At 69.7% G+C, this 26,600-nt stretch carries 22 protein-coding genes and 1 tRNA gene; 5 read left to right on the plus strand and 18 right to left on the minus strand.

Going from position 1 to position 26,600, the window contains the following annotated elements:
* Positions 1-137 precede the first annotated feature (137 nt).
* The 9 genes from ACIRA5_RS48300 to ACIRA5_RS48340 all read right to left on the minus strand — a co-directional run bounded on the left by ACIRA5_RS48300 (position 138) and on the right by ACIRA5_RS48340 (position 8,263).
* A complete protein-coding gene (locus tag ACIRA5_RS48300) occupies positions 138-740 on the minus strand; it encodes a hypothetical protein (protein ID WP_403703459.1) in 603 nt (200 codons plus the stop codon).
* 20 nt (positions 741-760) lie between these two features.
* Positions 761-1,813, minus strand: coding sequence for a fatty acid desaturase family protein (locus tag ACIRA5_RS48305; protein ID WP_403703462.1), 1,053 nt, complete (start codon positions 1,811-1,813; stop codon positions 761-763).
* A 63-nt stretch (positions 1,814-1,876) separates the two neighbouring features.
* The gene (locus ACIRA5_RS48310; protein ID WP_403703465.1) at positions 1,877-2,836 is read right to left on the minus strand and encodes a VlmB-like protein; all 960 of its coding nucleotides are present in this window, start codon (positions 2,834-2,836) and stop codon (positions 1,877-1,879) included.
* Positions 2,837-2,881: 45 nt separating this feature from the next.
* Positions 2,882-3,898 carry a bifunctional lysylphosphatidylglycerol flippase/synthetase MprF gene (locus tag ACIRA5_RS48315; protein ID WP_403703468.1) on the minus strand — a complete coding sequence of 339 codons (1,017 nt, stop codon included), beginning with the start codon at positions 3,896-3,898 and terminating at the stop codon, positions 2,882-2,884.
* A complete protein-coding gene (locus tag ACIRA5_RS48320; RefSeq protein ID WP_217567608.1) occupies positions 3,895-4,362 on the minus strand; it encodes a hypothetical protein in 468 nt (155 codons plus the stop codon). Before ACIRA5_RS48320 ends, ACIRA5_RS48315 begins: the two co-directional genes overlap by 4 nt.
* Before the next feature lie 2 nt (positions 4,363-4,364).
* On the minus strand, positions 4,365-5,261 hold the full coding sequence (locus tag ACIRA5_RS48325) for an SAM-dependent methyltransferase (protein WP_403703471.1): 897 nt from the start codon (positions 5,259-5,261) through the stop codon (positions 4,365-4,367).
* Positions 5,262-5,341: 80 nt separating this feature from the next.
* Complete coding sequence (locus ACIRA5_RS48330; RefSeq protein ID WP_075030318.1) at positions 5,342-6,913, minus strand: AarF/ABC1/UbiB kinase family protein; 1,572 nt, start codon at positions 6,911-6,913, stop codon at positions 5,342-5,344.
* Positions 6,914-7,046: 133 nt separating this feature from the next.
* The gene (locus ACIRA5_RS48335; protein WP_403703474.1) at positions 7,047-7,661 is read right to left on the minus strand and encodes a hypothetical protein; all 615 of its coding nucleotides are present in this window, start codon (positions 7,659-7,661) and stop codon (positions 7,047-7,049) included.
* A gap of 101 nt (positions 7,662-7,762) precedes the next feature.
* Positions 7,763-8,263, minus strand: a complete 501-nt coding sequence (locus ACIRA5_RS48340) for an RNA polymerase sigma factor (RefSeq protein WP_403703477.1) — start codon at positions 8,261-8,263, stop codon at positions 7,763-7,765.
* 712 nt (positions 8,264-8,975) lie between these two features.
* Here ACIRA5_RS48340 and ACIRA5_RS48345 point away from each other — a divergent pair.
* Positions 8,976-9,242: a metal-sensitive transcriptional regulator gene (locus ACIRA5_RS48345; RefSeq protein ID WP_095857593.1), complete on the plus strand. Its 267-nt coding sequence runs from the start codon at positions 8,976-8,978 to the stop codon at positions 9,240-9,242.
* A 156-nt stretch (positions 9,243-9,398) separates the two neighbouring features.
* On the opposite strand, the gene ACIRA5_RS48350 is transcribed toward ACIRA5_RS48345, so the two are convergent.
* Positions 9,399-11,792, minus strand: a complete 2,394-nt coding sequence (locus ACIRA5_RS48350) for a M4 family metallopeptidase (RefSeq protein WP_403703480.1) — start codon at positions 11,790-11,792, stop codon at positions 9,399-9,401.
* 854 nt (positions 11,793-12,646) lie between these two features.
* Here ACIRA5_RS48350 and ACIRA5_RS48355 point away from each other — a divergent pair.
* Together ACIRA5_RS48355 and ACIRA5_RS48360 are read left to right on the plus strand one after the other, a co-directional pair.
* On the plus strand, positions 12,647-13,174 hold the full coding sequence (locus ACIRA5_RS48355) for an NUDIX hydrolase family protein (protein WP_403703566.1): 528 nt from the start codon (positions 12,647-12,649) through the stop codon (positions 13,172-13,174).
* An 84-nt stretch (positions 13,175-13,258) separates the two neighbouring features.
* Positions 13,259-14,806 carry a serine/threonine-protein kinase gene (locus tag ACIRA5_RS48360; protein ID WP_403703483.1) on the plus strand — a complete coding sequence of 516 codons (1,548 nt, stop codon included), beginning with the start codon at positions 13,259-13,261 and terminating at the stop codon, positions 14,804-14,806.
* An 89-nt stretch (positions 14,807-14,895) separates the two neighbouring features.
* Here the strand turns inward: ACIRA5_RS48360 and ACIRA5_RS48365 are convergent, their stop codons facing one another.
* The 8 genes from ACIRA5_RS48365 to ACIRA5_RS48400 form a co-directional block, all read right to left on the minus strand.
* Entirely contained in the window at positions 14,896-17,397 is a 2,502-nt protein-coding gene (locus tag ACIRA5_RS48365) for a tryptophanase (protein ID WP_403703486.1), read from the minus strand.
* 391 nt (positions 17,398-17,788) lie between these two features.
* Positions 17,789-19,135, minus strand: a complete 1,347-nt coding sequence (locus ACIRA5_RS48370; protein WP_403703489.1) for a cytochrome P450 — start codon at positions 19,133-19,135, stop codon at positions 17,789-17,791.
* A gap of 8 nt (positions 19,136-19,143) precedes the next feature.
* The gene (locus ACIRA5_RS48375; RefSeq protein ID WP_054232690.1) at positions 19,144-19,737 is read right to left on the minus strand and encodes an ATP/GTP-binding protein; all 594 of its coding nucleotides are present in this window, start codon (positions 19,735-19,737) and stop codon (positions 19,144-19,146) included.
* Positions 19,712-20,089 (minus strand): DUF742 domain-containing protein, encoded by a 378-nt coding sequence (locus tag ACIRA5_RS48380; protein ID WP_054232691.1) that lies wholly within the window; start codon positions 20,087-20,089, stop codon positions 19,712-19,714. The genes ACIRA5_RS48375 and ACIRA5_RS48380 overlap by 26 nt, the downstream gene beginning before the upstream one ends.
* Positions 20,086-20,487, minus strand: coding sequence for a roadblock/LC7 domain-containing protein (locus tag ACIRA5_RS48385; protein ID WP_382131405.1), 402 nt, complete (start codon positions 20,485-20,487; stop codon positions 20,086-20,088). Before ACIRA5_RS48385 ends, ACIRA5_RS48380 begins: the two co-directional genes overlap by 4 nt.
* Positions 20,484-21,671, minus strand: coding sequence for an ATP-binding protein (locus ACIRA5_RS48390; RefSeq protein WP_352051175.1), 1,188 nt, complete (start codon positions 21,669-21,671; stop codon positions 20,484-20,486). Before ACIRA5_RS48390 ends, ACIRA5_RS48385 begins: the two co-directional genes overlap by 4 nt.
* A gap of 359 nt (positions 21,672-22,030) precedes the next feature.
* Positions 22,031-23,845, minus strand: a complete 1,815-nt coding sequence (locus ACIRA5_RS48395; protein WP_403703494.1) for an ABC transporter ATP-binding protein — start codon at positions 23,843-23,845, stop codon at positions 22,031-22,033.
* Positions 23,846-24,608: 763 nt separating this feature from the next.
* Positions 24,609-24,685: transfer RNA gene (locus ACIRA5_RS48400), tRNA-Pro, on the minus strand.
* A 183-nt stretch (positions 24,686-24,868) separates the two neighbouring features.
* On the opposite strand from ACIRA5_RS48400, the gene ACIRA5_RS48405 reads away from it, so the two are divergent.
* Positions 24,869-25,573: a transketolase gene (locus tag ACIRA5_RS48405; RefSeq protein ID WP_403703497.1), complete on the plus strand. Its 705-nt coding sequence runs from the start codon at positions 24,869-24,871 to the stop codon at positions 25,571-25,573.
* A 109-nt stretch (positions 25,574-25,682) separates the two neighbouring features.
* Positions 25,683-26,600 carry a transketolase family protein gene (locus ACIRA5_RS48410; RefSeq protein ID WP_403703500.1) on the plus strand — a complete coding sequence of 306 codons (918 nt, stop codon included), beginning with the start codon at positions 25,683-25,685 and terminating at the stop codon, positions 26,598-26,600.

Consider the following 26,600-nt stretch of genomic DNA (forward strand, 5'->3'; position numbering starts at 1 on the left):
GGGCGGGAGCCGCACCGGGGGGGCGCCTCGTGCGGCCGTGCGGGGTGGCACGCCCCGGTCGGCCCCGGCCGCGCCCGACGGGGGGGGGGGGGGGGGGCCCCGGGGCCCCCCACCACCCCCTCCTTCGCGTGGTCGGCTCAGAACGCCGTGCAGCGGCCCTTCTCACCGGGCCAGAAGCAGACCTGGCCGATGACGTCGAAGCCCGCGACCCCGTCCGGGGTGATCTTGTCGAACCGGGGGGTGGGGATCTGCAGCCCGTTGATCCCGTCGCCGGCGAGCGGGCCGCTCGTCACGGTGCGCTCAGGCACGGGGCTGCCCTGCTTGAGGTCGCCCTTGAAGTAGAGGCTGCCGACCTCACCCGTGTTCCAGGTGCCCACGCCGTTGCCCTCCACGGAGAAGGTCGGCGGGAACACACCGAATCTTCCGGTGCCGTCGACACCGAAGACGATGTCGGTCAGCTCCGGCGCCGCTCCGCTGGGCGAGCGGCAGTCGAGGTAGCCGATGTGCCCGGTCACCTCGGCCTCCTTGACCCGCACACTGAGCGGCGGGCTGAAGTTCACCTCGGCGTCGAGGCGGCACACGAGGTCGGGGACCGGTGCGGCCCGCACCGCGGCCGGTTCGGCCTGGGCCGCGGGGGCGGCCAGGGCCGTGCCCGCCAGGAGGGCGGCGCCCAGCACCGACCTCCTGCCGAGGCGGGACAGCGGGAACATCTTCGATTTCGCCTTGACCGAGAACGTCATTGCGTCCGGTTTCCTTTTCTTCAGGCCGTGGCCGTGGTGCCACGGAGAACTTCGCTCGCGGAGCCGAGATGCTCGGCGAGGTCGCGGTACGACTCCAGGACGCCCGTCTCGACGTACGGGATCTCCCGCTCGACGCAGAACTGCTTGACGAGCGGATAGGCCCGGCGCAGCGCCGCCCTGGGCATGCCGGGGAAGAGGTGATGCTCGATCTGGTAGTTGAGACCGCCGTAGAAGAAGTCGCCGATGTATCCGGTGGGCAGGGTGCGCGAGGTGAGGACCTGACGCTCCAGCCAGCTCCACTCCTTGCCCACGCGGGTGGGCAGGCCCTTGTGGTTGACGGCGAAGGCGAGGCCGAGCAGATAGCCGAGGAGGACCTGGTGGACGGCGAGGAAGAGCAGGACGGACGGCCAGGGCAGGAGCACGAACAGCGCGCCGAAGAACAGCACCGCGTGCAGCACCATCAGGCCGCCCTCCAGGAGGGGCTTGCGCAGCGCGCGGCGGCGCAGGGCGATGACGCCGGCGATCCGCAGCACCAGGGCTTCGAGACCCAGCAGCGGGAAGAACAGATAGCGCTGGTTGGCGGCGAGGAAGCGGGCGAATCCCTTGCGGTCCTGGGCCTGTTCGGGCGCGAAGATGGCCACGCGCCGCAGGATGTCGGGGTCGAGCTCCAGGTGGTTGGGGTGGTTGTGGTGCCGGTTGTGGTGCTGCACCCACCAGCCGAAGCAGACCCCGAGCATCAGATTGCCGTGGACCAGGCCGAGGGCCTGGATGAACTTGCGGGACCGGGTGATCTGACGGTGTCCCGCGTCGTGCACGAGAAAGGCGAGCTGCTCGTGCCAGACGGCGAGCCAGACCGCGGCCAGGACCACCTTCCACCAGGTGCCGCCGGAGAAGACCAGCGCGGCCCACCCGAGAGCGTTCATCAACCAGACCACCGCGATCCCGGTCACGTACTGGCCCGTGCGGGGCCGCATGAGCCCGGCGGCCTGGACGCGCCGGGTCAGTTCGCGGAAGTCCTCGTCCTGCGCGGCCGGTTCATACGGTGAGGAGTTGACTGCCGGGCTGTCGGTCATCGGTGTGCCACCGACCCTTCCGTTGTTGGACGCCCGCGATGCGGGCAGGTGTGCGCGGACTGTTCACGGGGTCAGGCCCATGTCGGTGAGGCGCGCTTCCTGGGTGACGCGCGACCATTCCGCGGCGGCGAGCATCCGTTCCTCGGCGGTGGTGTCGACCAGGCGGCGGCCCGGCCACAGCTCGTAGTCGCCGACGAGGTCGCGGTGCTGTTCCAGTCCCTGCTGATAGAGCTGTTCGCGGCGGAAGGTCAGCTGCTGCACCGGGAGTTCGGACCACAACCGCATCCCGCGCGCGACGAGTTCGCCGATCCGCTCCAGGTCCTCCGGGTGCTGCCGGACATGGCGGCGGACGATCGTGGTGCCCACGGACAGATGCCGGATCTCGTCGATGCCCGCGGCGCGTTCGATCTCGGCGGCGGGCGCGTCGAAGGGCCGCCATTTGCGCTCGCTCAGCTCGGCGGTGGGCGCGAGGACCCCCTCCACCAGGACGGTGAGGGTGATCACGCCGCCGATGTAGTCGCGTTCCTTCTCCATGACGGCGAGCCCGAACTCCTCCAGAGGGTTCAGGACGGCGTCCCGGTCGCTCCCCGCGAGCGACTCCATGGTGGCTTCCAACTCGCCCTGTGGTACGCCCAGTTCGAGCAGATGACCGCGGAAGGCGTAGGCGTGGCGGGCCTCGTCCATCAGCTGGGAGGTGTAGAAGTCCATCCCGGCGAGGTCGGGGGCGTACGCGACGAGGAAGGAGATGGCGCGGGCCGCCTTCTCCTCCGCCATCGAGCGGAAGGCGAGCTCCTGCATGACGGCCTGGCGCAGCGGCCCGTCCACCATCATGTGGTCCGGCACCGGCACGTCCGGGGAACGGCCCAGGGGATCGCCGCCGAGGGTGCCTTCCGGTACGGCCCGGAACCAGTAGCCGAGGTCGCAGCCCTCCGGTGTCAGTTCGGTGCGCAGCGCGCCTTCCAGGAGACCCGGGGCGCGGTGGCGGTCGGCCTCCACCGGGAACTTCTCGATGGATGTGGTCATTTCAGCCTTTCTGAGTCATGAGGACGGCCGGGACCCTGGAGCGGGTCAGACCGACTTGGTGAGGCGCATCAGCTGCCAGACGGCGCCGGGGCTCACCCGGCCCTGGAAGGCCAGGTACTCCGGTTCGATCAGCTGTGGGCGCCATTTGAGCTTGAAGGACTCCTGGGCGGCCGCCGGATAGATGGCGCGTCCCTTGGCGGCCAGCACCTCCACGCAGCGGTGCAGGAAGGCGCTGGTCGGGCCGGGCGCGGCCGTGTCCGGGGCGAGCTGGACGAACGGGGTGAAGCCGAGGTGCAGCCAGCCGCAGCCCTCGTCCTGGAACCGGCGCAGGGCGGTGGCGAACAGCAGCTCCACCGTGCCGGGCGGTGCGTCCGGGAGCCGCCGTGTGAGGTCGTACAGCCAGCCGGCGTGTTCACCGAAGACGGGTGAGTACGACACGTAGCCGACCGTCCGTCCCTCGTGGACGGCGGTGAACAGGCGCCGGTGCGGTGCGCCGGGGCCGCCGCGTTCGCCGATCAGGAACTCGAGTTCCTTGACGTGCCGGCCCTTGGCGCGCAGCCAGGCGGCGTCCACGGCGTCGAGGGTCGCGGTGACCTTCGCGCCGTCCCGCTCCTCGGCGGGCACCTCGGCGACCGAAACCCCTTCTCTGCGGGCTCGGTTGACCATGTTGCGCACCTTGACCATGCGCTGTCCGCCGAGGCTGTACCCGTCGAGAGCGATGCTGAAGGAGGCGCCGAACTGGTTGACGACGAAGCCGTGCCCGGCGTGCAGTTCGGCCTGCGGGCGGGAGAGCTGGACGGCGGCGACCCGGCGTCGCTCGCTGTCGGCCCGTGCGAGCAGCGCGGTCAGCAGGCTCGGCCGGTCCTCCACCGCGCATACGGGTCCGCCCAGTTGGAACAGGTGTCGTCGGCCGGCCTCCCGGTACGGGACGAAGCCGTCGACACCGTCCGTGTGGAATCGGCGGTTCCCGCTGTTCATCGCGAGGAAGGCGCTGCTGTGGCTGCCGTACCGGCGCAGCATCTCGTACGCCTCCGTGTCGGCCGGCGCCGGTGCGGCGCTCACCGCACCGCCGCCTCGTGCCAGGGCACGGTGGCGAAGTCCCGCAGCGGGCCCTGCACCGCGGGGTGCGGAACCGGCTCGAAGGACACGGTGAACGACTTGGCGAAGTTGCCGAACAGCGCCCGGTCCCCGAAGAGATGGATGGGCAGGACCAGCAGCGCCCACTCCCAGCCGTACGCCAGGACCCAGGCACCGAGGACCGCCCCCTGCACGCTCAGGCTGTGCATGGTGTTGTAGAGCACGTAGTAGACGCGGGAGACCTGCTGGTCGGGACTGCGGTGGTAGGCGAGCGCGCCCGGCAGATAGCCGATGACGTCGACGTAGACGAACAGGACGACGGCGACCCACCAGCGCACCTCGGCCAGGTGCGCGAGGAAGAATCCCGCGGCCACCAGGAGCCCGAGCAGGTATTCGAGGCGCAGCAGCCGGTAGGTGGTGGGGGTCTGGCAGAGATTGTGGCCGTCCACGGTCACCGCCCGCCGACCGGGCTCGTCCCGCCGTCCGGAGTCGTCGCGGTGACCAGGATCATGCTGTCCTTCTCGACCCCCGAGAACGCGGCCAGATGCGGGGCGAACCGCTCGACGGCGTAGGGCAGGGCCAGCAGGTCCGCGACGCGCGCCTGCCAGCCGTAGCCGCCCCACCAGCGCTCCGCGTCGGCGAGGTGCCACACCCACGGTGTCCCCGAGCCGGACAGGGCCTCCAGCCAGGGCTTCACGAAGGGCGAGTCGGCGGTGTCGGCGTTGAGGCACTCGGCGCCGAGGCTGCTGCCCGGTGCGGAGAGCGCGCTCACCGTGCCGATCAGACGTTCCACCGCCTCCGGTGCCAGGTAGAAGAGCAGCCCCTCGCACAGCCAGGCGGTGGGCCGGCCGGGGTCGAACCCGGCGGCGAGCAGAGCGCCGCGCCAGTCGCCCAGCAGGTCGGCGGCGACCGTGGTGCGCCGGGCGGTGTCCGGCGTACGTCCATCGACGACCCGTGCCTTGAAGGTGTGTACGGCCGGCAGGTCGACCTCGAAGACATGGGTTCCGGCGGGCCAGTCGAGCCGGAAGGCACGGGTGTCGAGCCCCGCTCCCAGCAGGACGACCTGCGTGCGTCCCTCCCGGGTCGTGGCGAGCAGGTGGTCGTCGAAGAAGCGGGTGCGGACGGCCAGCCAGTCGGGCAGCACCTTCTGCAGGACGCCGGCTCCCGGCGGGGCGCCGGCCGCCCCGGCGGCGTTCAGGAACTCGCCCGCGAGCCGGTCGTCGAAGAGGGCGTCCGCCCGCGCGGATTCATGGGCCCGCATGCGGACGGTCCACAGGGCCGTCTCCGAGACCCCGTCCAGGGCGCCGGGAGCCGCTTCGCGCTGAGCGTCGTGTTGCTGCATGGGCATGGGTGATTCCTTTGTGCGTGCCGTTGACTTGGGCGGTGGATGGGGCGGGTCGCTGAGGGTGGATCGGACGGCGGGGTGGGTCAGCGGGGCGTGCGGCGGCGGTCGAGGAACAGGGCCGCGGCGCCCAGCGCCATGAGCCCGCGCGAGGGTGACCAGGGCCGCTGCCCGCCCATGGACGAGGGCGTGTGCGGCTCGTGGAGCTGGAGCGCGAACTGGCGGTTGGCCGCGTCGGAGAGCAGCCCGCGCCACTGTTCGGGTGCGGACGCGGCGGCCGAGAGGAGGTCCATCGTGTTGCGGGCGACCTGGTCCACGGAGAAGTACTCGCGGATCAGGGCCAGGATGATCCCGCGCGCCTCCGCCTTGAAGACCTCCGCGAGGGCGATGTCCGGCGCGAGACAGCGCACCGAACCCTCCAGGTTCGCGAAGGACTTGCCGAGCAGGGAGATGGCGGGCGCCGAGCCGATGCCCCGCCGGGTCGCCTTCTCCAGGACGGTGGTCAGGGACACCCCGAAGTTGATGTCCTCCAGGGAGGCGGTGGCGACCTTGGGGACCAGCGCGGCCATGTCGGCGGCGAACGCGGGCAGGTTCGACCAGGCGGTGACCCTGCCCATGTCGGCCCACGCGTGGGCGAGACCGTGGCCGTCGTTCTGCGCGATGGCCATGAGCAGGGGCAGCAGCTGGAGGCTGGTGCGCCGGTCGAGGCGGCCGACCATGCCCCAGTCGATGAGGGTGGCCGGGCCGCCGGGCAGTGCGAAGACGTTGCCCGCGTGCGGGTCGGCGTGGAACATCCGGTCGACGAAGTACCCGCGGTACATGAAGCGCAGCAGGTCCTTGCCGATGTCCGTGCGCTCCCGGTCGCTGAACGAGCGGCGGTCGAGATGGCGTACGGAGGTGCCGGGTGCCAGTGACTGGATCAGCACCTTGGGGGTGGCGTGGACGACCCGGGGCACGGACAGCGACGGGTAGCGGCGGATGTTCTCGCGGGCCTCGTCCATGTTGCGGGCCTCGCCGGTGAAGTCCAGCTCGGGTTCCATCGCGTCGAAGATGGAGCCGAGCATCGCCTCGACGTCGATGACCTCGTTGAAGCGGGGTGCGGTACGGGCGACGATCCGGGACGCCTTGCGCATCAGGGCCATGTCCGCGCGGACGGTGTCCCGGATCCCGGGCCGCTGGATCTTCACCACGGCGGGCCGGCCCCCGGGCAGGGTCACCCGGTAGACCTGGGCCAGTGAGGCCGCCCCGAGCGGGCGAACCGTCTCGATGTCGTCGAAGCGGCGCTTCCAGTCCAGTCCCAGCTCCTCCTGGAGCACGGGCTCGAAGAGGGCGAAGGGCTGGACGTCGACCTGGTCGTGGAGGTTCTGCAGTTCGCCGATCATGGAGGCGGGCACCATGTCGGGCCGGGTGGAGAGGATCTGGCCGAGCTTCACATAGAACGGGCCGAGGCTCTCCAGGGCGTGCCGCACCGCCTTCGCACGGCGTGCCCCGTCCACGGAGGTGGTCCCGTCCCCGGCGGAGGCCTCGCCTTCCGCCGGGGAGTTCGGGTCCTGCCGGGACCGCCGGCGCTCCCGCGTCACCTGGCCGACCTCGTCGGCGACGAGGCTTCCCAGCACCTTCACAACCAGCCGGAGCCGACTGCCGAGCATGGCACCCATGTGTCACAACCTCCTGTGCCTGACGAGTTCCGTCGGTCATCCGTGCGATCGCCCACGCACGTGGGTCATGCGGCGCGATCACTCACCCGAGGTGAGGCGGTACGCGCCCGGTGAGCCCCGGATCAGCGGCGGATCAGCCGCTCTTCCTCGCCGCCGGTGCCCGCCCGGCGCCCGCCATGGCGCCGGCCACCCCCTGGACGCCCTCCAGCACGTTCACCAGGGAGGAGACGAGCTCGGAGAGCTGGGCGATCTGCCGGGGCAGCGCGGCCAGGCCCTCCGCCATGTCGGCCGCACCCGAGACGGCCGAGGCCGCCCCGCCGGCGACCTGTCCGAGCGCGCCCAGCGGATTGGCACCGCCGAGGGCGCCGAGCGGGTTCGCGCCGCCGCCCGTCAGGGCCGCGAGTGGATTGGGCGCCCCACCGCCCAGTGCGGCCAGCGGGTTGGGGGCCGCGCCGGCGAGAGCGGCGAGCGGGTTGGCGGCGCCGAGGCCGGCCGCGGCGTTGGCCGCGTTGGCGAGTGCGGCCACGGGGTTGGCCACGCCGCCGAGGGCGGACAGCGCGCTGACCGTCCGCAGCACATCGCCGGGGAGACCGTTCAGCGCCTGATACGGATTCCCCGGGGTGAGCCAGTCCATGGAATGCGAATCATCGCCTTTCCGGTCGAGGATTTCATCGAATGCCTTCTTGGTGCTGTCGGCAATATCGCCGATGAAATCCTTGATGGTGTCCTGGGTGTTGTTCTTGCTCACGGTCACTACCCTTTCCATCTCATCCGCACTCCCGGAATTCGGGAGCCGTTTTCGTCCCCGCTCCCGGCTTTCGCCGGACGCGGAAGGAAGGCGGAAATCCGTTATGCCGCGGCGCCGTCGAGGGCCCTGGCGCAGACCAGCCTCAGCCGAGCCCGCCCCCGGGTGAACGCGCCTTCGGCCGCCTTGACCGAGATCTGGTGCATGCGGGCGAATTCCAGCGTGGAGATCCCGTGGGCGCGAGCGAGGACCACCTGTCGCTCCCGGCCCCGCAGCAGGTGCACCTGGCCGAGCAGCCAGCGTCCGAAGTCCTGGTCGCACACACCTTCGTCCGGCAGCTCGGGTCCGCCCACGTCCGCCGCGCGGCGCAACAGTCGCCGTCTCCGCTCCAGTTCGCGGTAGTGGTCCACACAAAGACGCAGGGCGACCGAGGTCAGAAAGGGACCGATCCGGTCCTGGTCGAGATTGCCGTGGGCCGCCGCTCTGAGCATCGCTTCCTGAACGCAGTCCTCCGCGTCCTGGGCATTCGGCAGCCGGCGGCGGACCAGCCTCATGAGTCGCTCCCGGTGACTGGCGATCACATCCCAGGAGAACTCGCGTCGCACCTCTTCCTGGGATTCGCGGCTCGCTCGATCAATCCCTCGGTCGACGATTCCGCCCTCATCTAAGTGGTCTAGCAATTCCCTGTGATTCATGGCCCCGAGCTTGATTCCCTGGTGCGAATCGGAATATTCGCACGGCCTATCCCCACCCGTCGCGAAGGTTCTTTTCCGAGTCAACACACCAACAAACCAGAGGGAATACGGACCACTCATCCGCATGGAAAACGGAGGACCGTGTTCCGGCGCACCCCATACCGTGCTACACATTTCATGCATGCACGTTCGACACCTCACGTCTGCGGAAACGTCACGCCATGAGCGGGGCCGCATCAAAAGGGGGCCGAAATCACTTCCGCCTCAGCGGCGCGGGGGTCGATCGGGCCACATTCCTCGACCGCGGACGGGCACCCGAGGGCCGACCTCGGACCACGGCGAGGGCCCCGGGAACGGGCCGGGCCGCCGCGAGGGACCACCGCCACCCCGAAAGTCGTCGTGGGCGTCTGGCTCGTTCTCGCCGCCGGGCTCGGCTCTCTCGCCCCCTCGGCGACCCGTCCCCAGCGGCCGCCCGGGCGAGCCGACTGGTTGACGATCCCGGGATAAAGAAGGTCATCGGACCGGCCGGGCCGGCTGGTGGAGGTGATCGGACAGCCGCCCCATTGATACCCCAGGGGGTAAACTGAACAGCACTACTCCGAGGAGGACCCACCCCATGGCCATGTCCGTCGACGAGGAAGCCAGTACCGCAATCCTCAACCGCCTGCGCCGCGCCCAGGGGCAGCTCGCCGGCGTCATCGCCATGATCGAGGCCGGCCGCGACTGCAAGGACGTGGTCACCCAACTCGCCGCCGTCTCCCGCGCCCTCGACCGCGCCGGATTCAAGATCGTCGCCAGCGGGATGCGCCAGTGCATGGCCGCGGCCGACGACGAGACGCCCCCGATGTCCGAGGCCGAACTCGAGAAGCTCTTCCTCGCCCTCGCCTGAGCCGGCACGGGAACGACGACTTCACGGGAACGACGGAGATCAAGGGAACGACGACACACCGAACGACGACACACCGACGCGACGTGGGCCACCCTGGCGGGTGACCCACGTCGCGGCTGTTGCCGGGGAGGCGTCAGACGGTGTCGATCGGATCGATCAGCTGGTCGTGACGGCGGTGTCGTCGACGACGAAGCTGGTCTGGAGCGAGGAGTCCTCGACCCCGCTGAACTTCAGGGCGACGGTGGTACCGGCGAACGAGGACAGGTCGAAGGTCTTCTGTGTGTACCCCGTGGCCTTGTTGAGGTTGGAGTACGTCGCCAGCGTGGTGGTGCCCGCGGTGACCGTCAGCTTGTCGTACGCGGTGCTGGTGGTCGTCTCCGCGCTGTCGATGTGCAGGTAGAAGGTGAAGCTGGCCTTGCAGCCGGACGGGATCGTCACCGACTGGGAGAGCGTGTCGGTGTGCGTCGAGCCGTAGCCGTCCAGCCATGCCTTGTACGAACCGGCGTGCGCCGCCTGGCTGCTGGAGTTGGTGATGACGCCGCTGGTCGCGGTCCAGGTGGTGTTGCCCGACTCGAAGCCCGGGTTGCCGAGCAACTGGGTCGAGGTGCAGGTGCCGCCGCCGGAGGAGCTGACGGTCCAGGTGAAGGACGCCGTTCCGGTGGCTCCGGTGCTGTCCGTGACGGTGACCGTGGTGCTGTACGTTCCGGCGGTGGTCGGTGTCCCGGTGATCGCTCCCGTGGAGCTGTTGATCGACAGGCCGGTGGGCAGCCCGGTCGCGGCGTAGCTCAGCGAGCCGGTGTTGGTGCTGCTGGCCGAGATCTGCAGGCTCACCGCGGTGCCGACGGTGGAGGACTGGCTGCCCGGGTTGGTGACGGTCACCCCACTCGACGGCGGCGTGACATGGCTGCCGACGTTGATGCCCGCGAAGGCGTTCGCCACCCCCGCGTACTGGGTGGAGCTGGCGCCGTAGAGGGCGGTGGCCGCGTTCAGGGCGGCGGTGCGGGCGCCCGCGTAGTTGGTGCTGGACGTCATGTACGACGTCAGCGCCTTGTACCAGATCTGCAGGGCCGCGGCCCGGCCGATGCCCGCGACGGCGACTCCGTCGGAGGTCGTGCTGTTGTACGTGACGCCGTTGATGACCTTGGTGCCGCTGCCCTCGGAGAGCAGGTAGAACATGTGGTTCGCCGGGCCCGAGGAGTAGTGGACGTCCAGGTTGCCGACGCCGGAGTACCAACTGTCCGCGGAGCCGCCGTCCTTGCTCGGCTTGTCCATGTAACGCAGCGGCGTGCCGTCGCCGTTGATGTCGATCTTCTCGCCGATGAGGTAGTCGCCGACGTCGCTGGAGTTGTTGGCGTAGAACTCCACGCCGGTGCCGAAGATGTCGGAGGTCGCCTCGTTGAGGCCGCCGGACTCACCGCTGTAGTCCAGGCCCGCCGTGTTGGAGGTGACACCGTGGCTCATCTCGTGTCCGGCCACGTCGAGCGAGGTGAGCGCGTGGGTGCCGCCCGAGCCGTCGCCGTAGGTCATGCAGAAGCAGCTGTCGTCCCAGAAGGCGTTGACGTACGCCGAGCTGTAGTGGACGCGCGAGTAGGCCGCGACCCCGTCGTTCTTGATGCCGCTGCGGCCGAAGGTGTTCTTGTAGAAGTCCCAGGTCTCCTGGGCGCCGTAGGCGGCGTCCGCGCCGGCCGTCTGGGTGTTCGAGCCGGCTCCGGTGCCCCACGTGTCGTCGGAGTCGGTCATCAGCGTGCCCGTGCCCGACGTGCCGTTGTTGAGGCTGTACGTCTTGTGGCCGCCGCGCGTGGTGTCGTACAGCTGGTACGTCGATCCGGACAGCGTGGTGTTCAGCGTGACCGTGCCGCTGTACTGGGTGTTGCCCGTGCCGGTCTTGATGCCCTGGTAGCGGTAGAGCTCCTGGCCGGTGGTGGCGTCGGTGATGACGTGCAGCTGGCTCGGGGTGCCGTCGTCCTGGAGGCCGCCGATCACGGTCTCCCAGGCAAGCTTCGGGGTGCCGCTGCCGGCCCAGATCACCTTGCGGGCACTGTCGGTGGTGGGCTTCTCGGCGGCCAGGGACTTGGCGGCCTTCAGCGCCTTGCTCGCGGCGGCGGACTTGGTGAAGGTCGCGGTGGTGGAGGCGACCTTGACGGTCCGCTTGTTGTTGAAGGTGCTGCTCACCGTGCCGGCGGCGAGGGAGGCCGGCGGGGTGTGGACGATCACGTCGCCGCCCAGCACCGGCAGGCCGGCGTAGGTGCGCTCGTAGCGGGTGTGGAGCGTACCGTCCTGGTCCTTGACGACGTCCTTGACGACCAGCTTCTCCTTGGCCCCGAGGCCCAGGGTGCCGGCGGTCGCCGTGGTCTTCTGTGCCGCGCTCTTCAGCAGTGCCGAGTGCTGGGCAGGGGTGAGCTTGGCCTCCAGGCCTCCGGTGCGCAGCGGACTGGGGTGGGGGGCGGCAGGCTTGGCGGCCGCGGGGACCGTCTGTATGCCGACGGCCAGGAACGCGGCGGTGGCCGCCAGCGCTCCGGCCGCGACCGCCTGACGGGGGATTCGTCTCACTCGTACTCCTACTGCTGCGGCCGCGCGTCGACGGCCGGTGACAGACCCGGGCAGACGGGATGTGCTGACCGGGACGAGCTGAGCAGTGCGGGGCCCCTGCGCAGACCGTGTGAGGCCTGTCCGGCAGGTGAGGAAGAAGAATGGCAGCTTGACTTAGACATGTCATGCGGACGGGAGGCAATCGAGGGTTAACCCTCGACGACGCTCACGTGGGGCGCACGGACGAGGTTCACCCGGGGCGCACGGGAGCCCGCCTTCACTCGGATGGCGGCGCCCGGCGTACCTCGCGGCCATCTCGGGGGCGTCCACCTCACCGGACGCGACGTCGCCGGTGGCATGGCGACGGAGTACGCGAAGGCGGAATGGGGATAAGCCCGGAGAGCACGGCATCGCGCCGGACCGTGCCCCAGGGTCGGCATCCCTCCTTGGTAGGACGACCGGGTCGCGCGTCCGCCCCTCAGGGGGAGGTGCGGGTGACCCGTGAGCACGACGCGCGTGAGCGCGGTGGCGTGGAAGCTGGTTGTACGAGTCCGAGGAGGCCGCCATGAACCGCCAGATCCGCATTCGCCCCAGCCGTCGCCCCGCCACCGCGCGCGAGGTGACGATCGACCGCAGGACACCGTCGGGTCGCCTGCTGCCCTACTGACGCGACGGCCGCCCTCCTGGCCCGACAGCTGCTCTCCTGGCCCGCCGACCGCCCTGCGCATCCGGCGGTCTTCTCTAACGATCCGGCCAGTCGGCGTATCCGTTCCACCGCGCGCACGTTGTGGGTGATGACAATGGCCACCAGACACCACGGCGAGCACTGCGCGCGGATCCGGAAGGGTTGAAAGTATGATCACCCAATGTCTGACATGACCGAGACCACGCCGGGCTGGCTGACGCCCGACGAACTCGAAAGCGCGCGCGCACGCATGCCGATCCTGTACGTCGAGGCCGTGCCGGTCCGCGTCGACGACAACGGCGAAGTCACCAGCATCGGACTGCTGCTGCGCATAGGGCCGGACGGGACGGTCAGCCGCACCGTCGTCTCGGGCCGGGTGCTGCACCACGAGCGGGTCAGGGACGCCCTCCTGCGCCACCTGGAGAAGGACCTCGGCCCGGTGGCGCTCCCCCGCATCCCGGCCTCGCCCCAGCCCTTCACCGTCGCCGAGTACTTCCCCACGGTGGGCGTCACGCCGTTCCACGACCCCCGCCAGCACGCGGTCTCGCTCGCCTACATCGTCCCGGTGACCGGCGACTGCCGCCCCCGGCAGGACGCCCTCGACCTGGTCTGGTTCAGCCCCGAGGAGGCCTCGTCGCCCGCGGTCCTGGGCGAGATGCCGGGCGGCCACGGAGCCCTCCTCAAGCAGGCCCTGGCCCATGTGGGCCGGCTGTCCTGACGAAGGCCTCCGCTAGAGTCGGCGCGGTCCCCGGCCAGACCTGCTGCCGCGGGGGTGGTCCTGCGCTGGGGGATGACGGGCACGATGGGGTTCGAACGCATGCAACTGGCCGGGTACGAGATCCAGGAGGTCCTGGGCCAGGGCGGGTTCGCCACGGTGTACCGGGCGCGGCAGCTGGCCGTGGGCCGCGAGGTGGCGCTCAAGGTGGACAGCAGGGTGCTCGACTCGCCCCGCGACCGGCAGCGGTTCATGCGGGAGGTCACCGCCGCCGGGCAGCTGTCCGGGCATCCGCACGTGGTCCCGGTGTACGACGCCGGGGTGTTCGGCGACAACCGCCCGTACATGGTGCTCGAACTGTGCCCCGGCGGCTCCCTGGGTGATCGTCTGCACCTCCAGGGCCCCCTGTCCGTGAAGGAGGCCCGCGACATCGGCGTGGGCATAGCCGACGCGGTGGCCGCGGCACACACCGCCGGGGTGCTGCACCGGGACATCAAACCCGGCAACATCCTGATCAACCGGTACGGCGGTGTCGCGCTCGCCGACTTCGGCCTCGCGGCCATGCCCCGGCCGGACCGGGAACTGTCGGTCACACGGGAGGCGTTGACCCCCGCGTACGCTCCGCCGGAGGCGTTCCACCTGGCCGAACCGACCCCGGCCGGCGATGTGTACTCGCTCGCCGCCACGGTCTACGCCCTGCTGCGGGGCCGCCCGCCGCACTTCCCCGAGGACGGCACCCAGCTCAGTCTCGCGGAACTCATCGTGCGGCACACCTGGCCCTACCCCGGCCTGCCGGGAGTGCCGACGGCCCTCAACGAGGTGCTCGGGCGGGCCCTGGTGGCGGACCCGGCGCGCCGGCTGTCCGACGCCGGGGCACTGCGTGACGCGCTCGCCGCCGTCGACGTGGACAGCGCCGACCGGGTCGGCTTCGGTCCCGTACCCGGCGGCCGGACCACCACCGTCCCCGCGCGGCGGGACACCACGCCGCCGCCCGAACCCGCTCCGCCGGGCACGACCGCCGCCCCGGCGTCGCGGGACCGGCAGAAGAAGAGGCGGCGCCCCCGGCTGATCGCCGCGGTGGCGGCGGTGGCGGTCTCGGTGGGCGTCTCGGTCACCGTCATCACCTACGGGGGTGGGGGGTCCGGCACCCCCAAGTCCTCCTCGACCGCGTCCCGGCCGTCCGTCTCCACGTCCGCCGTGAGCGCGGGGTTCGGTGGGGTGTCGACCACCACCCGGGACTGCCCGGCCGCCACGGTCGACGGCGCGGGCGGCCGGTGCGTCACGACCCCCGAGTGCTGGAGCGGCATCACCGACATCTCGGGGACGATCACAGTCAGCCTCGCGGACTGCCGGGTGAAGCACGTGTGGGAGACCTTCGCCATCGCCCCGCTGCCCAAGGACGGGATGACGAACAACGCCCGGGACCTGATCAAGCACCCCACCGTCAAGGCGCTGTGCTCGCAGGAGGTCATGCTGAAGTCCCGGACGGCCGCCGGACGGGCCGTCACCGGCCGGTGGAGCACGGACATCCTGCCGCCGACCGCCCAGCAGTGGTCCGACGGACTCCGCGCCTTCCGCTGTGTCGCCCACGCGGCCACGGAGGACGGGGAGATCACCGACAGCCACTTCGGGTAGGAGCGGCCGGGCGCCGCCGAGCCGCTGCCCGGTCCCATCGTGAACGACGTGACCGGGCAGCGGCCTCAGGACGGCGTCTCCGCCGCCCGCTAGACGGTCACGGGCTGGAGCTTGGCGCGGAAGTGCCGCAGGATCGGGGACTGTTCCACGATCCGGTAGCCGTGCACGGACTCCGCGTTCTTGGCGATGGTCTCCAGGGTTCTGCCGACGTGGTCGTAGTGGCTGCGCGTGTAGACGCGCCGCGGCAGCGCCAGCCTCACCAGCTCGTACGGCGGGCTCTTGACCGGGTTCCCGTCCTCGTCCTCCTCACCGAGGTACAGCGACCCCAGTTCGGCCGACCGGATGCCGCCCTCCAGGTAGAGCCGGCAGGCGAGAGCGTGGCCGGGGTACTGGTGGGGCGGTATGTGGGGCAGCAGCCGGCCCGCGTTGAGGTAGATGGCGTGCAGACCGGGCGGCTCCAGGATGTCCACACCGGCGGCGCGGACCCGCTGGGCCAGATGGTCGGCGCTCTCCGCCCGCTCCGCGAGGTAGGAAGGTTCGGTCACCTCCTGGAGTCCCTGGGCGATCATGTCCAGGTCGCGTCCGGCCAGACCCCCGTAGGTGGGGAACCCCTCGGTGGCGATGAGGAGGAGTTCGCACTTCTGGGCGAGTTCCGGATCGTTCAGTCCGATGAAGCCGCCGATATGGACGATGCCGTCCTTCTTGGCGCTCATCACACAGCCGTCGGCGAGTCGGAACGCCTCTTCGGCGACCTGGCGCGGGGTGCGGTCCTTGTAGGCCGCCTCGTGCCGGGTGACCAGCCAGGCGTTCTCGGCGAACCGGGCGGCGTCCAGGATCAGGGGGACACCGTGCCGGCGGCAGAGTTCGGAGGTCCGCCGCAGGTTCTCCATGGAGACGGGCTGACCGCCACCGCCGTTGTTGGTGATGGTCATGACGACCGCGGCGACACGTGAGCCGGTCGTCTCGGTCAGCCCCCGCTCCAGGGCCTCGAGGTCGATGTTCCCCTTGAAGGGCTCCGAGCTGTCCAGGTTCCGCGCCTCGGCGCAGGGCAGGTCGCGGGCCACACAGCCCGCCAGCTCCACATTGGCGCGGGTGGTGTCGAAGTGCGTGTTGGACAGGACGGTGTCGCCGGGTTTGAGGAGGTTGGAGAACAGGAGTCGTTCCGCCGCTCGCCCCTGGTGGGCCGGCAGGATGTGGCTGAAGCCGGTCAGTTCCGCCACCGTGTCCCGGAAACGGTAGAAGGATCGCGAGCCCGCGTAGGACTCGTCACCGGCCATGCCCACGGCGAGCTGCGCCGAGGACAGCGCACCGGTCCCCGAGTCGCTCAGCAGATCGATGGTCACCTCTTCCGCGCGCAGATCGAACAGGTTGTAGTGCACTCGTTCGAGTGCCGTCTTGCGCTGCTGGGGGGTCGTGAGCGGGATAGGTTCGACGACCTTGATCCGGTACGGCTCCATCCTGATTTCTGCGCCTGCCTTTCCGTTTCCTACTGAGTGGAGGGTCTCGCGCGGCTCGGTACCCGCCGTGCGATGGGGGGAGAACGTCTGATGGGGCGGCTGGGCCGGCAACGGCGGCCGTACCGCGTACGCCTCCGAGGAGATGTACGCGGTCACGCGGGGCGGTCGGCCCCGCTCGTACACCAGCGCCAGATAGGCGATGAGCCCCACGCCTTCGTGCAGCAGCCGTGAGGTGACGGTGGCCAGCGACCGGTCGAGCGCCGCGGTGTCCATGCCGTGTCGGCGCAGCACGGCCACCGCTCGCGCATAGGCTTCTCCGTCGTGCCGGACGTAGTCCCTGACCGGCACGTGGAGGGTGAAGCCGCTCGGCAGACCGGTCCCGGACTCCGTGAAGGAGTGGCAGGAGAGCACGGGGCGCCCCTCCAGCCGTACGCCTTTCCCGGCGCCGGAGGGCTGCGGCGAGCCGTCGAGACCCGCCGCGACCCGCAGGAACTCCCGTACGGTCTCGGGCCGTGGCCCGGGGTCCGTGCGGGGCAGTTCACCGGCGTCGGCGGCGGCCAGGTTCCGATGGGTGACGTAGACCTTCACCCGGGGTGTATCCCAGTCCCCGAGGTCGAGGGCGAGGAACGGATAGCCGTCGGCCCGGGGCAGCGCGGCGAACGCCTGCCGGTGGCCGAGTCGCTCCAGCGCCTCACGCACCGTCTCGGCGGCCCGATCCGCCCCGGACGCCGCCGGGTTCAGATAGACCTTGACCTTGGGGACTCCGCCGGGCCGCAACTCCAGGGCCAGCCACAGCGCCAGCGGGCCCTCGGGGGCCGGTGGGAAGAACAGGTCCTCCAGCCGGTCGAGTTGGTCGGTGGCGAAGCCCCAGCGCTCCGCCATGGCCCGCACCACACGCAGTCCGACGCGCCCGTTCTCCGCCAGGCCTTCGGCGCCGTACCCCGGTTCCAGCAGCACGCGCAGGGTCGGGGGCGCGTCCGGCACGAAGGCGAGGGAGTACTCCACCGGTGTGTGGTCGTCGGACAGGAAACTCGGGTAGGACGGCGGTTCGTCCAGCGGACGCTCCGCGACGGGACCGAGACAGTCGGTCAGAACACGCGCGTAGATCTCGCCGTCGGACGGTTCGAGACCCATGGCTTGGCACAGTCGGAGTAACTGGTCGGCCACGTAACCGCCGAGCGGTTGCGTGGCCGTGACCGGTCCACCCCCTGTACGGGAGGTGATCATCGGCCCTCCCGTCGGGTGGGCCCGGGAAGGAGGGCAAAAAGATACCCGCCCGTGCGGGCGGGTATCTCGCCATCCGGCGTGTGTGGTGCGACGGGTATGGCGCGGGGGTCGAAGCTCCCTTGAGAGGTCTGCCGTCGGGGGCGGAGCATGGCTGCGGAGTGCTGTGCTGAAGTGGCGTCGGTGGTCGAGGGCTCCACGACACCTCCTTAACTTGTGATCAACACGATTGCCGCGCTCTTCCCTACCCCTCCGGTTGAATATTGATGCAGTGCGAGGATGTTGGCGGCTGTTGCGTATCTCACGCTTTCCACCAGGAAAGGAACGAACTCCACAGCCCGCCACGCTCCTGCCGGCCCTGCGCACCTCCCTGGTCACTGCGCGCCGTGGTCTCCGGGCGGTGCTGCGGGTCGGGCTGCCGGGCGGCCCGTACGGGGGTGAAACGGGCCGGAAGCGCGGCCAGCGCCCGGTTGAAGGGACCCGGACGCCAGGTCAGACTGTCCTCGGGTACGGCCAGTTCGACGTCGGGGAGCCGGTTGAAGAGGTTCTCGATGGCCGTCACGGTGATGAGCCGGGCGGGGTCCTTGGCCGGGCAGGCATGCGGTCCCGCGCTCCACGCCAGGTGGGAGCGGTTGCTCGACGCGTGCCGGGACGCCGCGAGCGCCGGGTCGGTGTTGGCGGCCGCGAAGCTGACCAGCACGAGGTCGCCCGCCGCCAGCTTCTGTCCCCCGAACTCCATGTCGGCCGCCGGGTAGTGCGGCGCGTAGTTCGCCATGGGCGGGTTCTTCCACAGCGTGGTGTCGATGGCCTCTTCGATCAACCCGCCCGCCGCGTAACGGTCGTTGGTCAGCAGCAGGTGCAGGGTGTTGGAGATGAGGTTGCGCAGCGGCTCCGCACCGGCGCCCAGGAGCAGGACGAGCTGGTGGGCCATCTCCTCGTTGGTCAGGCGCGCCTGATGTTGCATCAGCCAGGAGGTGACGTCGTCGCCGGGCCGGGAACGCTTGAGGGCCACCAGCTCGCCCACGGCCTGACCCAGTACCTCGTTCGCCTTCTCGGCATTCACACCGTCGAAAATGCCGGATATACCGAAGAGGACCCGGTCGCCGATCTCCGCGGGGCAGCCGAAGAGTTCGTTGAAAACGAAAAGCGGCAGCAACTTGGCGTAGTCGTTGAGCAGATCGGCCGAGCCACGGGTGTGGAACTGAGCGATGAGGTAATTGGAGACCCGCTCGGCGCTCTGGCTCAGCCAATGCGAATCGACACGCGCGAAGCTGTCCGTGATCGCCTGCCGCAGCCGCATGTGCTCGGCCCCGTCACTGAACATGGCGTTGGGCCGGTACACCAGAAGCGGAAGCACCGGGCTGTCCGGACTGATCTCACCTTCGTTGAAATCCCGCCAGCGACGCGAGTCCTTCCGGAAGGCACCCGCGTTCTGGAGCAGCTGGAGCGCCGCCGAGTAATCCGTGACCAGGGTCGCCTCGACACCGGGGGCGAGTTCGACCGGAGCCGTCGGCCCGTAGTGACGCATGTACTCGTAATAGGCTTGCGGATCGGCCGCGAACTCCGCCCCGTGCAGCGGCACCGGCTCACCCGTGGCATGAGCCGGGCAGCCGGGTGGTGGCACGGGTGCGGTGGATTCAGTGTTCATGCTTGCTCCTAGCGGGCACGGTCCTGCAAATAGTGAACGAGGGTGATCAGGGCGCTTGCTGATGAATTCTCGTCGCGAGCGTCGCAGGTGACGACCGGGGTGTCGGGGAGCAGGTCCAGCGCCTCACGCAGCGCCTCTTCGCCACGAATCGGCGTGCCGTCGAAGTGGTTCACGGCAATGGCGTAGGCGAGTCCGTACTGCTCGATCAGGTCGATGACGGCGAAGGAGTCCGCCAGCCGCTCGGGGTCGACCAGCACGAGCGCCCCGAGAGCGCCGCGCGCCATGTCCTCCCACATCTGCACGAACCGCTGCTGGCCCGGCGTACCGAACAGGTACAGCACGACGTGATCACTGATCGTGAGGCGTCCGAAGTCCATGGCCACCGTGGTGGTGGTCTTGCCGCGGACGCCCTTGAGGTCGTCGATCTCCTCGCCGGCCTGCGTCATCGTCTCCTCCGTGGACAGCGGAGGAATCTCCGACATCGTCCCGACGAAGGTGGTCTTGCCCACCGCGAAGTGCCCGACGATCAGGATCTTCACGGCGGTCTGCGCCGCTCCACCACGGACGTACGCCTTCTCATCCAAAACGGGCCCGGAGACCATCCAGCACCTCCTGAAGAATCTGCTCGTCGACCAGGCGGGCGCGCGCCACCGGCGCGCGCGTGATGAGGTAACCGCCTTCGGCGAGGGCATTGAGAAGGATCTTCACCACGCCCATGGGCAGGCGCAGGTGTCCCGCGATCTCGGCGACCGAGAGGTAGCCACCGGAGCACATCTCCAGCAGGCTCTGTTCCTCAGGGGAGAGCCGGGCCGGCCGCTGCTGATGGTCGGCGGCCGCCGTGACCAGCGTGATCAGGGAGAACTGGTCGCCGTCGGGGAGGTCCCGGCCATTGGTGATGACGTACGGCCGCACTAACTCCGCGGCCTCGGGCTCCTGCCGCTCGGAATCGGTCACTGGCGTGCGCCGATGTTCTCGCGCGGCGGAGTCGTCAGCGCCTTGCCCAGCTGGCCGACGAGCTGCTGCATGCGGAAGGTGATCTCCCCCATCTCGATGTCGGGAGAGGCCGAGACCGCGAGGTACGCGCCGTCACCGGCGGAGATCAGGAAGACCCAGCCACCGTCGAACTCGACGAGCGTCTGCCGCCACTTCAGATCGGACCCGTCGCAGAAGAACCCGATCGAGCGGCTCAGTGACTGCACACCGCTCATCGCGGCGGCGACGGTGTCCGCGTGGTCCCTTCCGACCCCCTTCGAGGACGCCATCAAGAGCCCGTCGGCGGAGACCAGGACCGCGTGCAGAGCCCCGGGAATCTCCAGGACGCCGTCAAGCATCCATGACAGATCGTTGTTCACGAAACCTCATGCCCTTCGCTGCTTGCGTCATGTGCGTTGCTCGTGCGGCCCGCAGGCTCCGGGAGCGCGGCTCGACCGGACTGCGTGCCGCGCTGGAAGGCACCCATGATCGAGGCCGTCTCCTCTTCGGAGCGGATCGGGGTGCCCGTGGTCATGGGGACGCCCGTGGTTTCGGAACTCGGCGGCACGATGGCCATGGCCCGCCTGCGGCGGCGCTTGGGAAGACCGTCGGCGGTCGTGGACACGGCCGCGGCGGGTTCCGGGCCGCTCGGGTTCAGCGAGGGAACAGTGCTCACAGTCTGTGCTCGCTCCTTTGGTTGCGGCATGCTGGTGAGCAGCTCGTCCGGCAGCAGGACCACCGCTCGCACACCCCCGTAGGGAGAGGTCGAGTCGACGGACACCGTGAAGCCGTAGCGCTCACAGAGCACACCGATCACCGCGAAGCCGAACTGCGGAGGATTGCCGAGCCCGGAGACACCCGAGGCCCGCTCACTCGAAAGGAGTTTCGCCGCTCGGGCCTTCTCCTCCTCGTTCATGCCGACACCGGCGTCGTCGACGACGATGCAGATGCCCTTGGGTACGGCACGGACATTGATCTCGACACTGGTTTCCGGTGCCGAGTAGCTCGTGGCGTTGTCGAGCAGTTCGGCAAGGGCCAGCGCCACCGGTTCGACAGCCCGGTTGGTGACCGCGAAATCGACCTGCGAAAGAATTTCGACCCGCTGGAAGTGCCGGATCCTGCCCTGCGCGCTGCGGACCACGTCGTAAACCGACGCGACGTCACGCTGCCGTCCCAGCCAGCCTTCGCAGAGCACCGCGATGGACTGGGCGCGCCGCCCGAACTGCGAGTTCATGTGGTCGATTTCCAGGAGATCCTGGAGAATCACCGACTCGCCATACTTGCTCTGCAGTCTTGAAATAGCCAACTGCTGTTCGGCGGCGAGACCCTGAAGCGTCCGCATCGCCGATTTGAGCGCGGTTCTCGTTGCTTCTTCGGCTTGCTCCTGAGCCTTCTTCACCGAGGCCGAATACTGATTCTCAAGCTCAGCGTAGTGATCCCTGAGTTCTTGATTTCCCTGCCTTAAACTCCGCGCAGACCGCTTTCCGCGAATAATGGCGGTAGCTGCAAGCGGAGTACCAGCGATAAGAGCCCAGAGAGCCGGGTCCTGCATGTATTGCGTCATAAGACTCTCTTCAAGCGACTGACAGCCAGCTACTGAATTCCGTCAGCGCGGCGGGCCGACAGCCCACTGCGCAGGGTTTACCGTCCGGGCCGCACAGTTGGCCAGAAGAGTCGTTTGGCCGGAAGAGTCGTTTTGTGCCCATAGCCCGCTCGGCAAGTGCGGCGATCGTATCATCGCCCCAACTCATGACGGACCGTCAATATGGGGAGTACTTGCGAACATTGACGGGTGGTCAGATCCGTGGAAGACATCCGAAAAGGGGGCTCTGCGGCTTTCGTCAATAGGTGCCCGGAGTGGGCATCGGGGAGCGGGTCCCGCCGAGCGGGCGCGAGGGGACCCCACGCCCGCCGGGTTCGCGTTCAGTGCAGGTCGGCCGGCTCCTGGCTGTCGTCGAGGAAACCGCCCGACTGGTGCTGCCACAGCTTCGCGTAGGCGCCTTCCGACGCGAGCAACTCCTGGTGCGTGCCCTGCTCGATGATGCGTCCGCGGTCCAGGACGACGAGCCGGTCCATGGTGGCGACCGTACTCAGTCGGTGCGCCACGACGAGCGCCGTCCGGCCCTCCATGAGCCGCCACAGCGCTTCTTGTACGAGGATCTCGCTCTCGGAGTCCAGCGCGCTGGTCGCCTCGTCGAGCAGCAGGATCGGTGCGTCGCGCAGGATCGCCCTGGCGAGTGCGACCCGCTGGCGCTGCCCGCCGGACAGTTTGACCCCGCGCTCGCCCACCATGGTGCCGAAGCCGTCCGGCAGCGCGTCGGCGAACTCCGTGACATGCGCCGCCTCGGCCGCGCGACGAATCTCGGCCTCGGTGGCGTCCGGCCGGGCGAAGGCGATGTTGTCCCGCAGGGTGCGGTGGAACATCGCCGGGTCCTGCGGCACGTAGGCCATCAGTCCGCGCAGGTCCGCCTGGCGCAGCCTGCTGATGTCCTGCCCTCCGATCAGGATGCGGCCGGAGTCGATGTCCGTCATCCTCAACAGCAGCCGGGCCAGCGTGGTCTTGCCCCCGCCGGACCGGCCGACGAGACCGATCTTCGCCCCGCTGGGCACCGCCAGGTCGAGTCCCTCGAAGAGCGGCTGCGCGCCCGCGTGGGCGAAGGTCACCTGCTCGAAGCGGACGTCAGCGGCCCGGGACAGCAGCGCTTCCGGCGTCTTGGGGTCGAGCACGGTCGGCGGCTTCAGCAGCAGTTCGGTGAACTGCGCGGCCTCCGTCATCGAGCTCTCCAGGCGGCGGTAGATCTGGTTGAACTCGAACATGATCCGCGTCGCGTTGCTGTAGTACGTGAAGGCGACCACGACCGCCTCCACGCCGTGGCTGCCTCCGCCGAGCGCGACCGCGAGCAGCAGGCCCAGCGCGTTGGTCAGCACGGACATCGGCGCGACCAGTGTGTCGATGCGCAGGTTGCCGTAGTCCCACGACCTCAGCATGAGCCGCCGCGAGGCCGCGACACGGGACCGGTGCTCGGCGGCCTCGCGCTCCTCGGCGGCGAACGCCCGGACCGTGTCCATGTTCATCAGGCTGTCGGCGACATGGCCCGACACCCGGGCGATCGCCTCCTCGCGCTGATCGACGAGCGCCTGACGGCGGCGGATGAGGGGCAACACGCACAGCGCCGTCAGCGCGATCATCGCCAGGAGCCCGACGACGAGCAGCGGTTCGTAGCGCCACAGCACCACCGCCCCGAACACCAGCGGCACGAAGCTGCCCACGACCTGGAACGTCATCGTGTCGACGAACTCCTCGAAGCGGGAGGCGAAGCTCAGCACCCGCTTGGTCAGTGACCCGGCGAAGTTGTCGTGGAAGAACGCGGCGTCCTTGGCGAACAGTTCGTCCATGCCGATGACGTACAACTGCTCGATGCCGAGGGCGTCGAGACGGTTCAGGCAGTGCAGGCCGAGGCGCCACAGCATCTCCGCGAGCAGCAGGACGCCGCCGAAGCCGAGGACGTACGGCAGCGTCGAGCCGATGGAGATGCCGGCGTCACCGGCGATCCGGCCGACGAGCTTCGCGACGATCAGAGGCGCGATGTAGTTGATGCCGATGTTGCCGAGCGCGGGCAGCAGCATCGCGGGGGCGGTCAGCCGTCGGAGCCGGGCCAACTCCCGTCCGTAATAGCGAAGGGCGAGGAGCACCGAGCCTTTGCCCGGTGAACCCTCGCGCGATTCAGGCGATCCCATCCCAACCCTGTGTGGTCGTGCGGCAGCCTGCCGCGTGCTTCTCCGGGGAGATTCCGTTGCCTCAGTGGCCGTGTGGAGCTTCGGTTTCGAGTGAGCGCGTTCGCTCGGGTCGTCCTGCGACGGGCGGAGTACGACGACGGGCCCGCGGCGACACCCACGTGCGAGTACGGCGGGCCAGGAATCGCAGTGTCCCGCGAGGGCTCCCGCGCAGTCCAAGCGTTTTTATCGGCCAACGGCGCACGTCGCACGCCTGCGCGACGTGGCCGAACAGGCGTGTGCCCCCTGAGCCGAGACGGCCCGATCACCCCTGCCTCGATGCGCCCGGGTGCCTCTTTCCGGCCCTGCCGATTCCGGCCCTGCCGACCGGGACCTTCTTTGCCCTTCGCGGTCAAGGCCGCGGCTCTCTTCGGCAAGGAGCGCGTCTGCCCGCCGCCGGCGAGCTCCTGGCCGGCGGGGTCGGCCTCGTCGCCTTCGGCGGGCCGTTCCTGGTCGGCCGGCTCCTGGACAGTTACGAATTCCGTGGCGTGCGGTGGTTCATGGCCATCAGCACCGCCGCGAGCTTCGTGCTGGTGGCCGCCTTCGTGGCGGAGAGAGCGGTCCGTGGGGCGGGTGGCCGATGTGGACCGTCCTGCCGGCCACCTCCGCAGATGCTGTTACTACGGGCCGCCCGTCACCTGGTAGCTCCTGGAAGGCCGTGAAGGAGCGGACACGAAAAAGCCGTCTTCTCATCGCCGAGAAGACGGCCTCCGACCTGCTGTGAAGCTGGTCGGGACGACAGGATTTGAACCTGCGACCCCTTGACCCCCAGTCAAGTGCGCTACCAAGCTGCGCCACGTCCCGTTGCCCGTCTGACCTGGGGTTTCCCCTGGCCGAACGCGCACGGAAACAATACCGCACTCGGGGCGATGGTCGCGCATCCGTTTATTCGGGGCCGACCGGGGCGCGAGGCCACGGGGCCGCGCGGGGGAAGACTTCGAGGCGGTACTTGACCTGAAGTTTGGTTGAGGTTGCACGATCGTCGGCATGACGATCATCGAGGCAGAACGCCACCACCACTACCAGGACCTGCCCCGCCTGATGGGGCTGATGACCGGCGACGAGAAGCACGGACCCGCGGCGACGTCCACGCTGGACGCGCTGTGGGTGCTCTACGACCGGGTGCTGCGGATCGGGCCCGAACGGATGCACGATCCGGACCGGGACCGGTTCCTGCTCTCCAAGGGGCACGGGCCCATGGCGTACTACGCGGTGCTCGCGGCCAAGGGCTTCGTGCCCGTGGAGTGGCTTCCCGACTTCGGCGCGTACGACTCACCGCTCGGACACCACCCGGACCGGGTGCTGGTACCCGGCGCCGAGATCGGCAGCGGGTCGCTGGGGCACGGACTGCCGATCGCCGTCGGCACCGCGCTGGGCCTGCGCGCGCAGGGGCTGGGCGAGCCCCGTGTGTGGGTGCTGATCGGCGACGCGGAGCTGGACGAGGGCAGCAATCACGAGGCGATCGCGTACGCCGGGCCGGCGGGTCTCGACCGGCTGCACACCGTGGTGATCGACAACTCCTCCGCCAGCCATGCCCGGCCTGGCGGTATCACCGCCCGGTTCGAGGCCGCGGGCTGGTCCGCCCTGACCGTCGACGGCCGTGACCACGAGGCGCTGTACGCCGCTTACACCGCGCCCCACCCGGGTCGCCCGCACGTGGTGATCGCCCGGGTCGAGCCCAAGTCCGCCTGAGACACCCGAGACGTCTGAGGCACCCGAGACGCCTGAGGCATGCAAGGCATCTGCGGCTCCGGACGCTCCCCACTCCTCATCCCGTACGCCTCTGAAAGGACCCCCTTCCATGGACACCATGCGTGATCGTTTCGCCCCCGTCATGACGCGGCTGCTCGACGAGGACCCTCGGGTCGCGGTCGTCCTCGCCGAGATCGGCAAGGACGGTTTCACGGAAGCCCGGCGCAGGCATCCCGATCGAGTGATCAACGTCGGGATCCGTGAACAGCTCCTGGTCGGGGCGGGCGCGGGCCTGGCGCTGACCGGTCTGCGGCCCGTCGTGCACACCTTCGCCAGCTTCCTCATCGAGCGGCCGTTCGAGCAGGTCAAGCTGGACCTCGGACACCAGGACGTGGGCGCGGTGCTGGTGAGCGCCGCCGCGTCCTTCGACTGGCCCGCCGGAGGCTTCACTCACATGGCACCCGGCGACGTGGCCCTGCTCGACACGCTGGACGGCTGGACCGTGCACGTTCCCGGCCATCCGGACGAGGCCGAGCAGCTGCTGCGGCAGGCGGTCGCCGCCGGGGACGACAAGGTGTACGTGCGGTTGTCCGTGCAGTCCAACGCGCAGGGCCTGCCGGTCGACGGGGCCCGCTTCCGTACCGTCCGGGAAGGGCGCGCAGGGGTCGTCGTCGCCGTCGGACCGATGCTCGACGCCGTACTCGCCGCCACGGAGGGACTCGACGTCACCGTCCTGTACGCGGCCACCGTGCGGCCCTTCGACGGGCAGGCCCTGCGCCGCGCCACGGAGGCGGCGGGCACCGACGTCGTCCTCGTCGAGCCGTATCTGGCGGGTACGTCCACGGCCGCCGTGGGCGACGCGCTCTCCGACGTACCCCACCGCGTCCTCGGCCTCGGCGTCCGCCGGCGTGAGCTGCGCCGGTACGGAACCGTCGACGAGCACCTGACCGCGCACGGCCTCGACGCGGGATCCCTGCGGGAGCGGATCGGCGGCTTCCTGAGCGCCTCGGGCCGACCGCGCCCCTGA

The sequence above is a fragment of the Streptomyces sp. NPDC096311 genome, assembly GCF_044763085.1.
Taxonomy (GTDB): domain Bacteria; phylum Actinomycetota; class Actinomycetes; order Streptomycetales; family Streptomycetaceae; genus Streptomyces.

Coding starts and splice junctions, on each gene's coding strand:
- ACIRA5_RS48395 (WP_403703494.1), bottom strand. CDS start 23,845: ATGGGATCGCCTGAATCGCGCGAGGGTTCACCGGGCAAAGGCTCGGTG.
- ACIRA5_RS48405 (WP_403703497.1), top strand. CDS start 24,869: ATGACGATCATCGAGGCAGAACGCCACCACCACTACCAGGACCTGCCC.
- ACIRA5_RS48300 (WP_403703459.1), bottom strand. CDS start 740: ATGACGTTCTCGGTCAAGGCGAAATCGAAGATGTTCCCGCTGTCCCGC.
- ACIRA5_RS48345 (WP_095857593.1), top strand. CDS start 8,976: ATGTCCGTCGACGAGGAAGCCAGTACCGCAATCCTCAACCGCCTGCGC.
- ACIRA5_RS48325 (WP_403703471.1), bottom strand. CDS start 5,261: ATGCCCATGCAGCAACACGACGCTCAGCGCGAAGCGGCTCCCGGCGCC.
- ACIRA5_RS48365 (WP_403703486.1), bottom strand. CDS start 17,397: ATGGGTCTCGAACCGTCCGACGGCGAGATCTACGCGCGTGTTCTGACC.
- ACIRA5_RS48375 (WP_054232690.1), bottom strand. CDS start 19,737: ATGGTCTCCGGGCCCGTTTTGGATGAGAAGGCGTACGTCCGTGGTGGA.
- ACIRA5_RS48310 (WP_403703465.1), bottom strand. CDS start 2,836: ATGACCACATCCATCGAGAAGTTCCCGGTGGAGGCCGACCGCCACCGC.
- ACIRA5_RS48410 (WP_403703500.1), top strand. CDS start 25,683: ATGGACACCATGCGTGATCGTTTCGCCCCCGTCATGACGCGGCTGCTC.
- ACIRA5_RS48360 (WP_403703483.1), top strand. CDS start 13,259: ATGGGGTTCGAACGCATGCAACTGGCCGGGTACGAGATCCAGGAGGTC.
- ACIRA5_RS48330 (WP_075030318.1), bottom strand. CDS start 6,913: ATGGGTGCCATGCTCGGCAGTCGGCTCCGGCTGGTTGTGAAGGTGCTG.
- ACIRA5_RS48355 (WP_403703566.1), top strand. CDS start 12,647: ATGACCGAGACCACGCCGGGCTGGCTGACGCCCGACGAACTCGAAAGC.
- ACIRA5_RS48305 (WP_403703462.1), bottom strand. CDS start 1,813: ATGACCGACAGCCCGGCAGTCAACTCCTCACCGTATGAACCGGCCGCG.
- ACIRA5_RS48390 (WP_352051175.1), bottom strand. CDS start 21,671: ATGACGCAATACATGCAGGACCCGGCTCTCTGGGCTCTTATCGCTGGT.
- ACIRA5_RS48370 (WP_403703489.1), bottom strand. CDS start 19,135: ATGAACACTGAATCCACCGCACCCGTGCCACCACCCGGCTGCCCGGCT.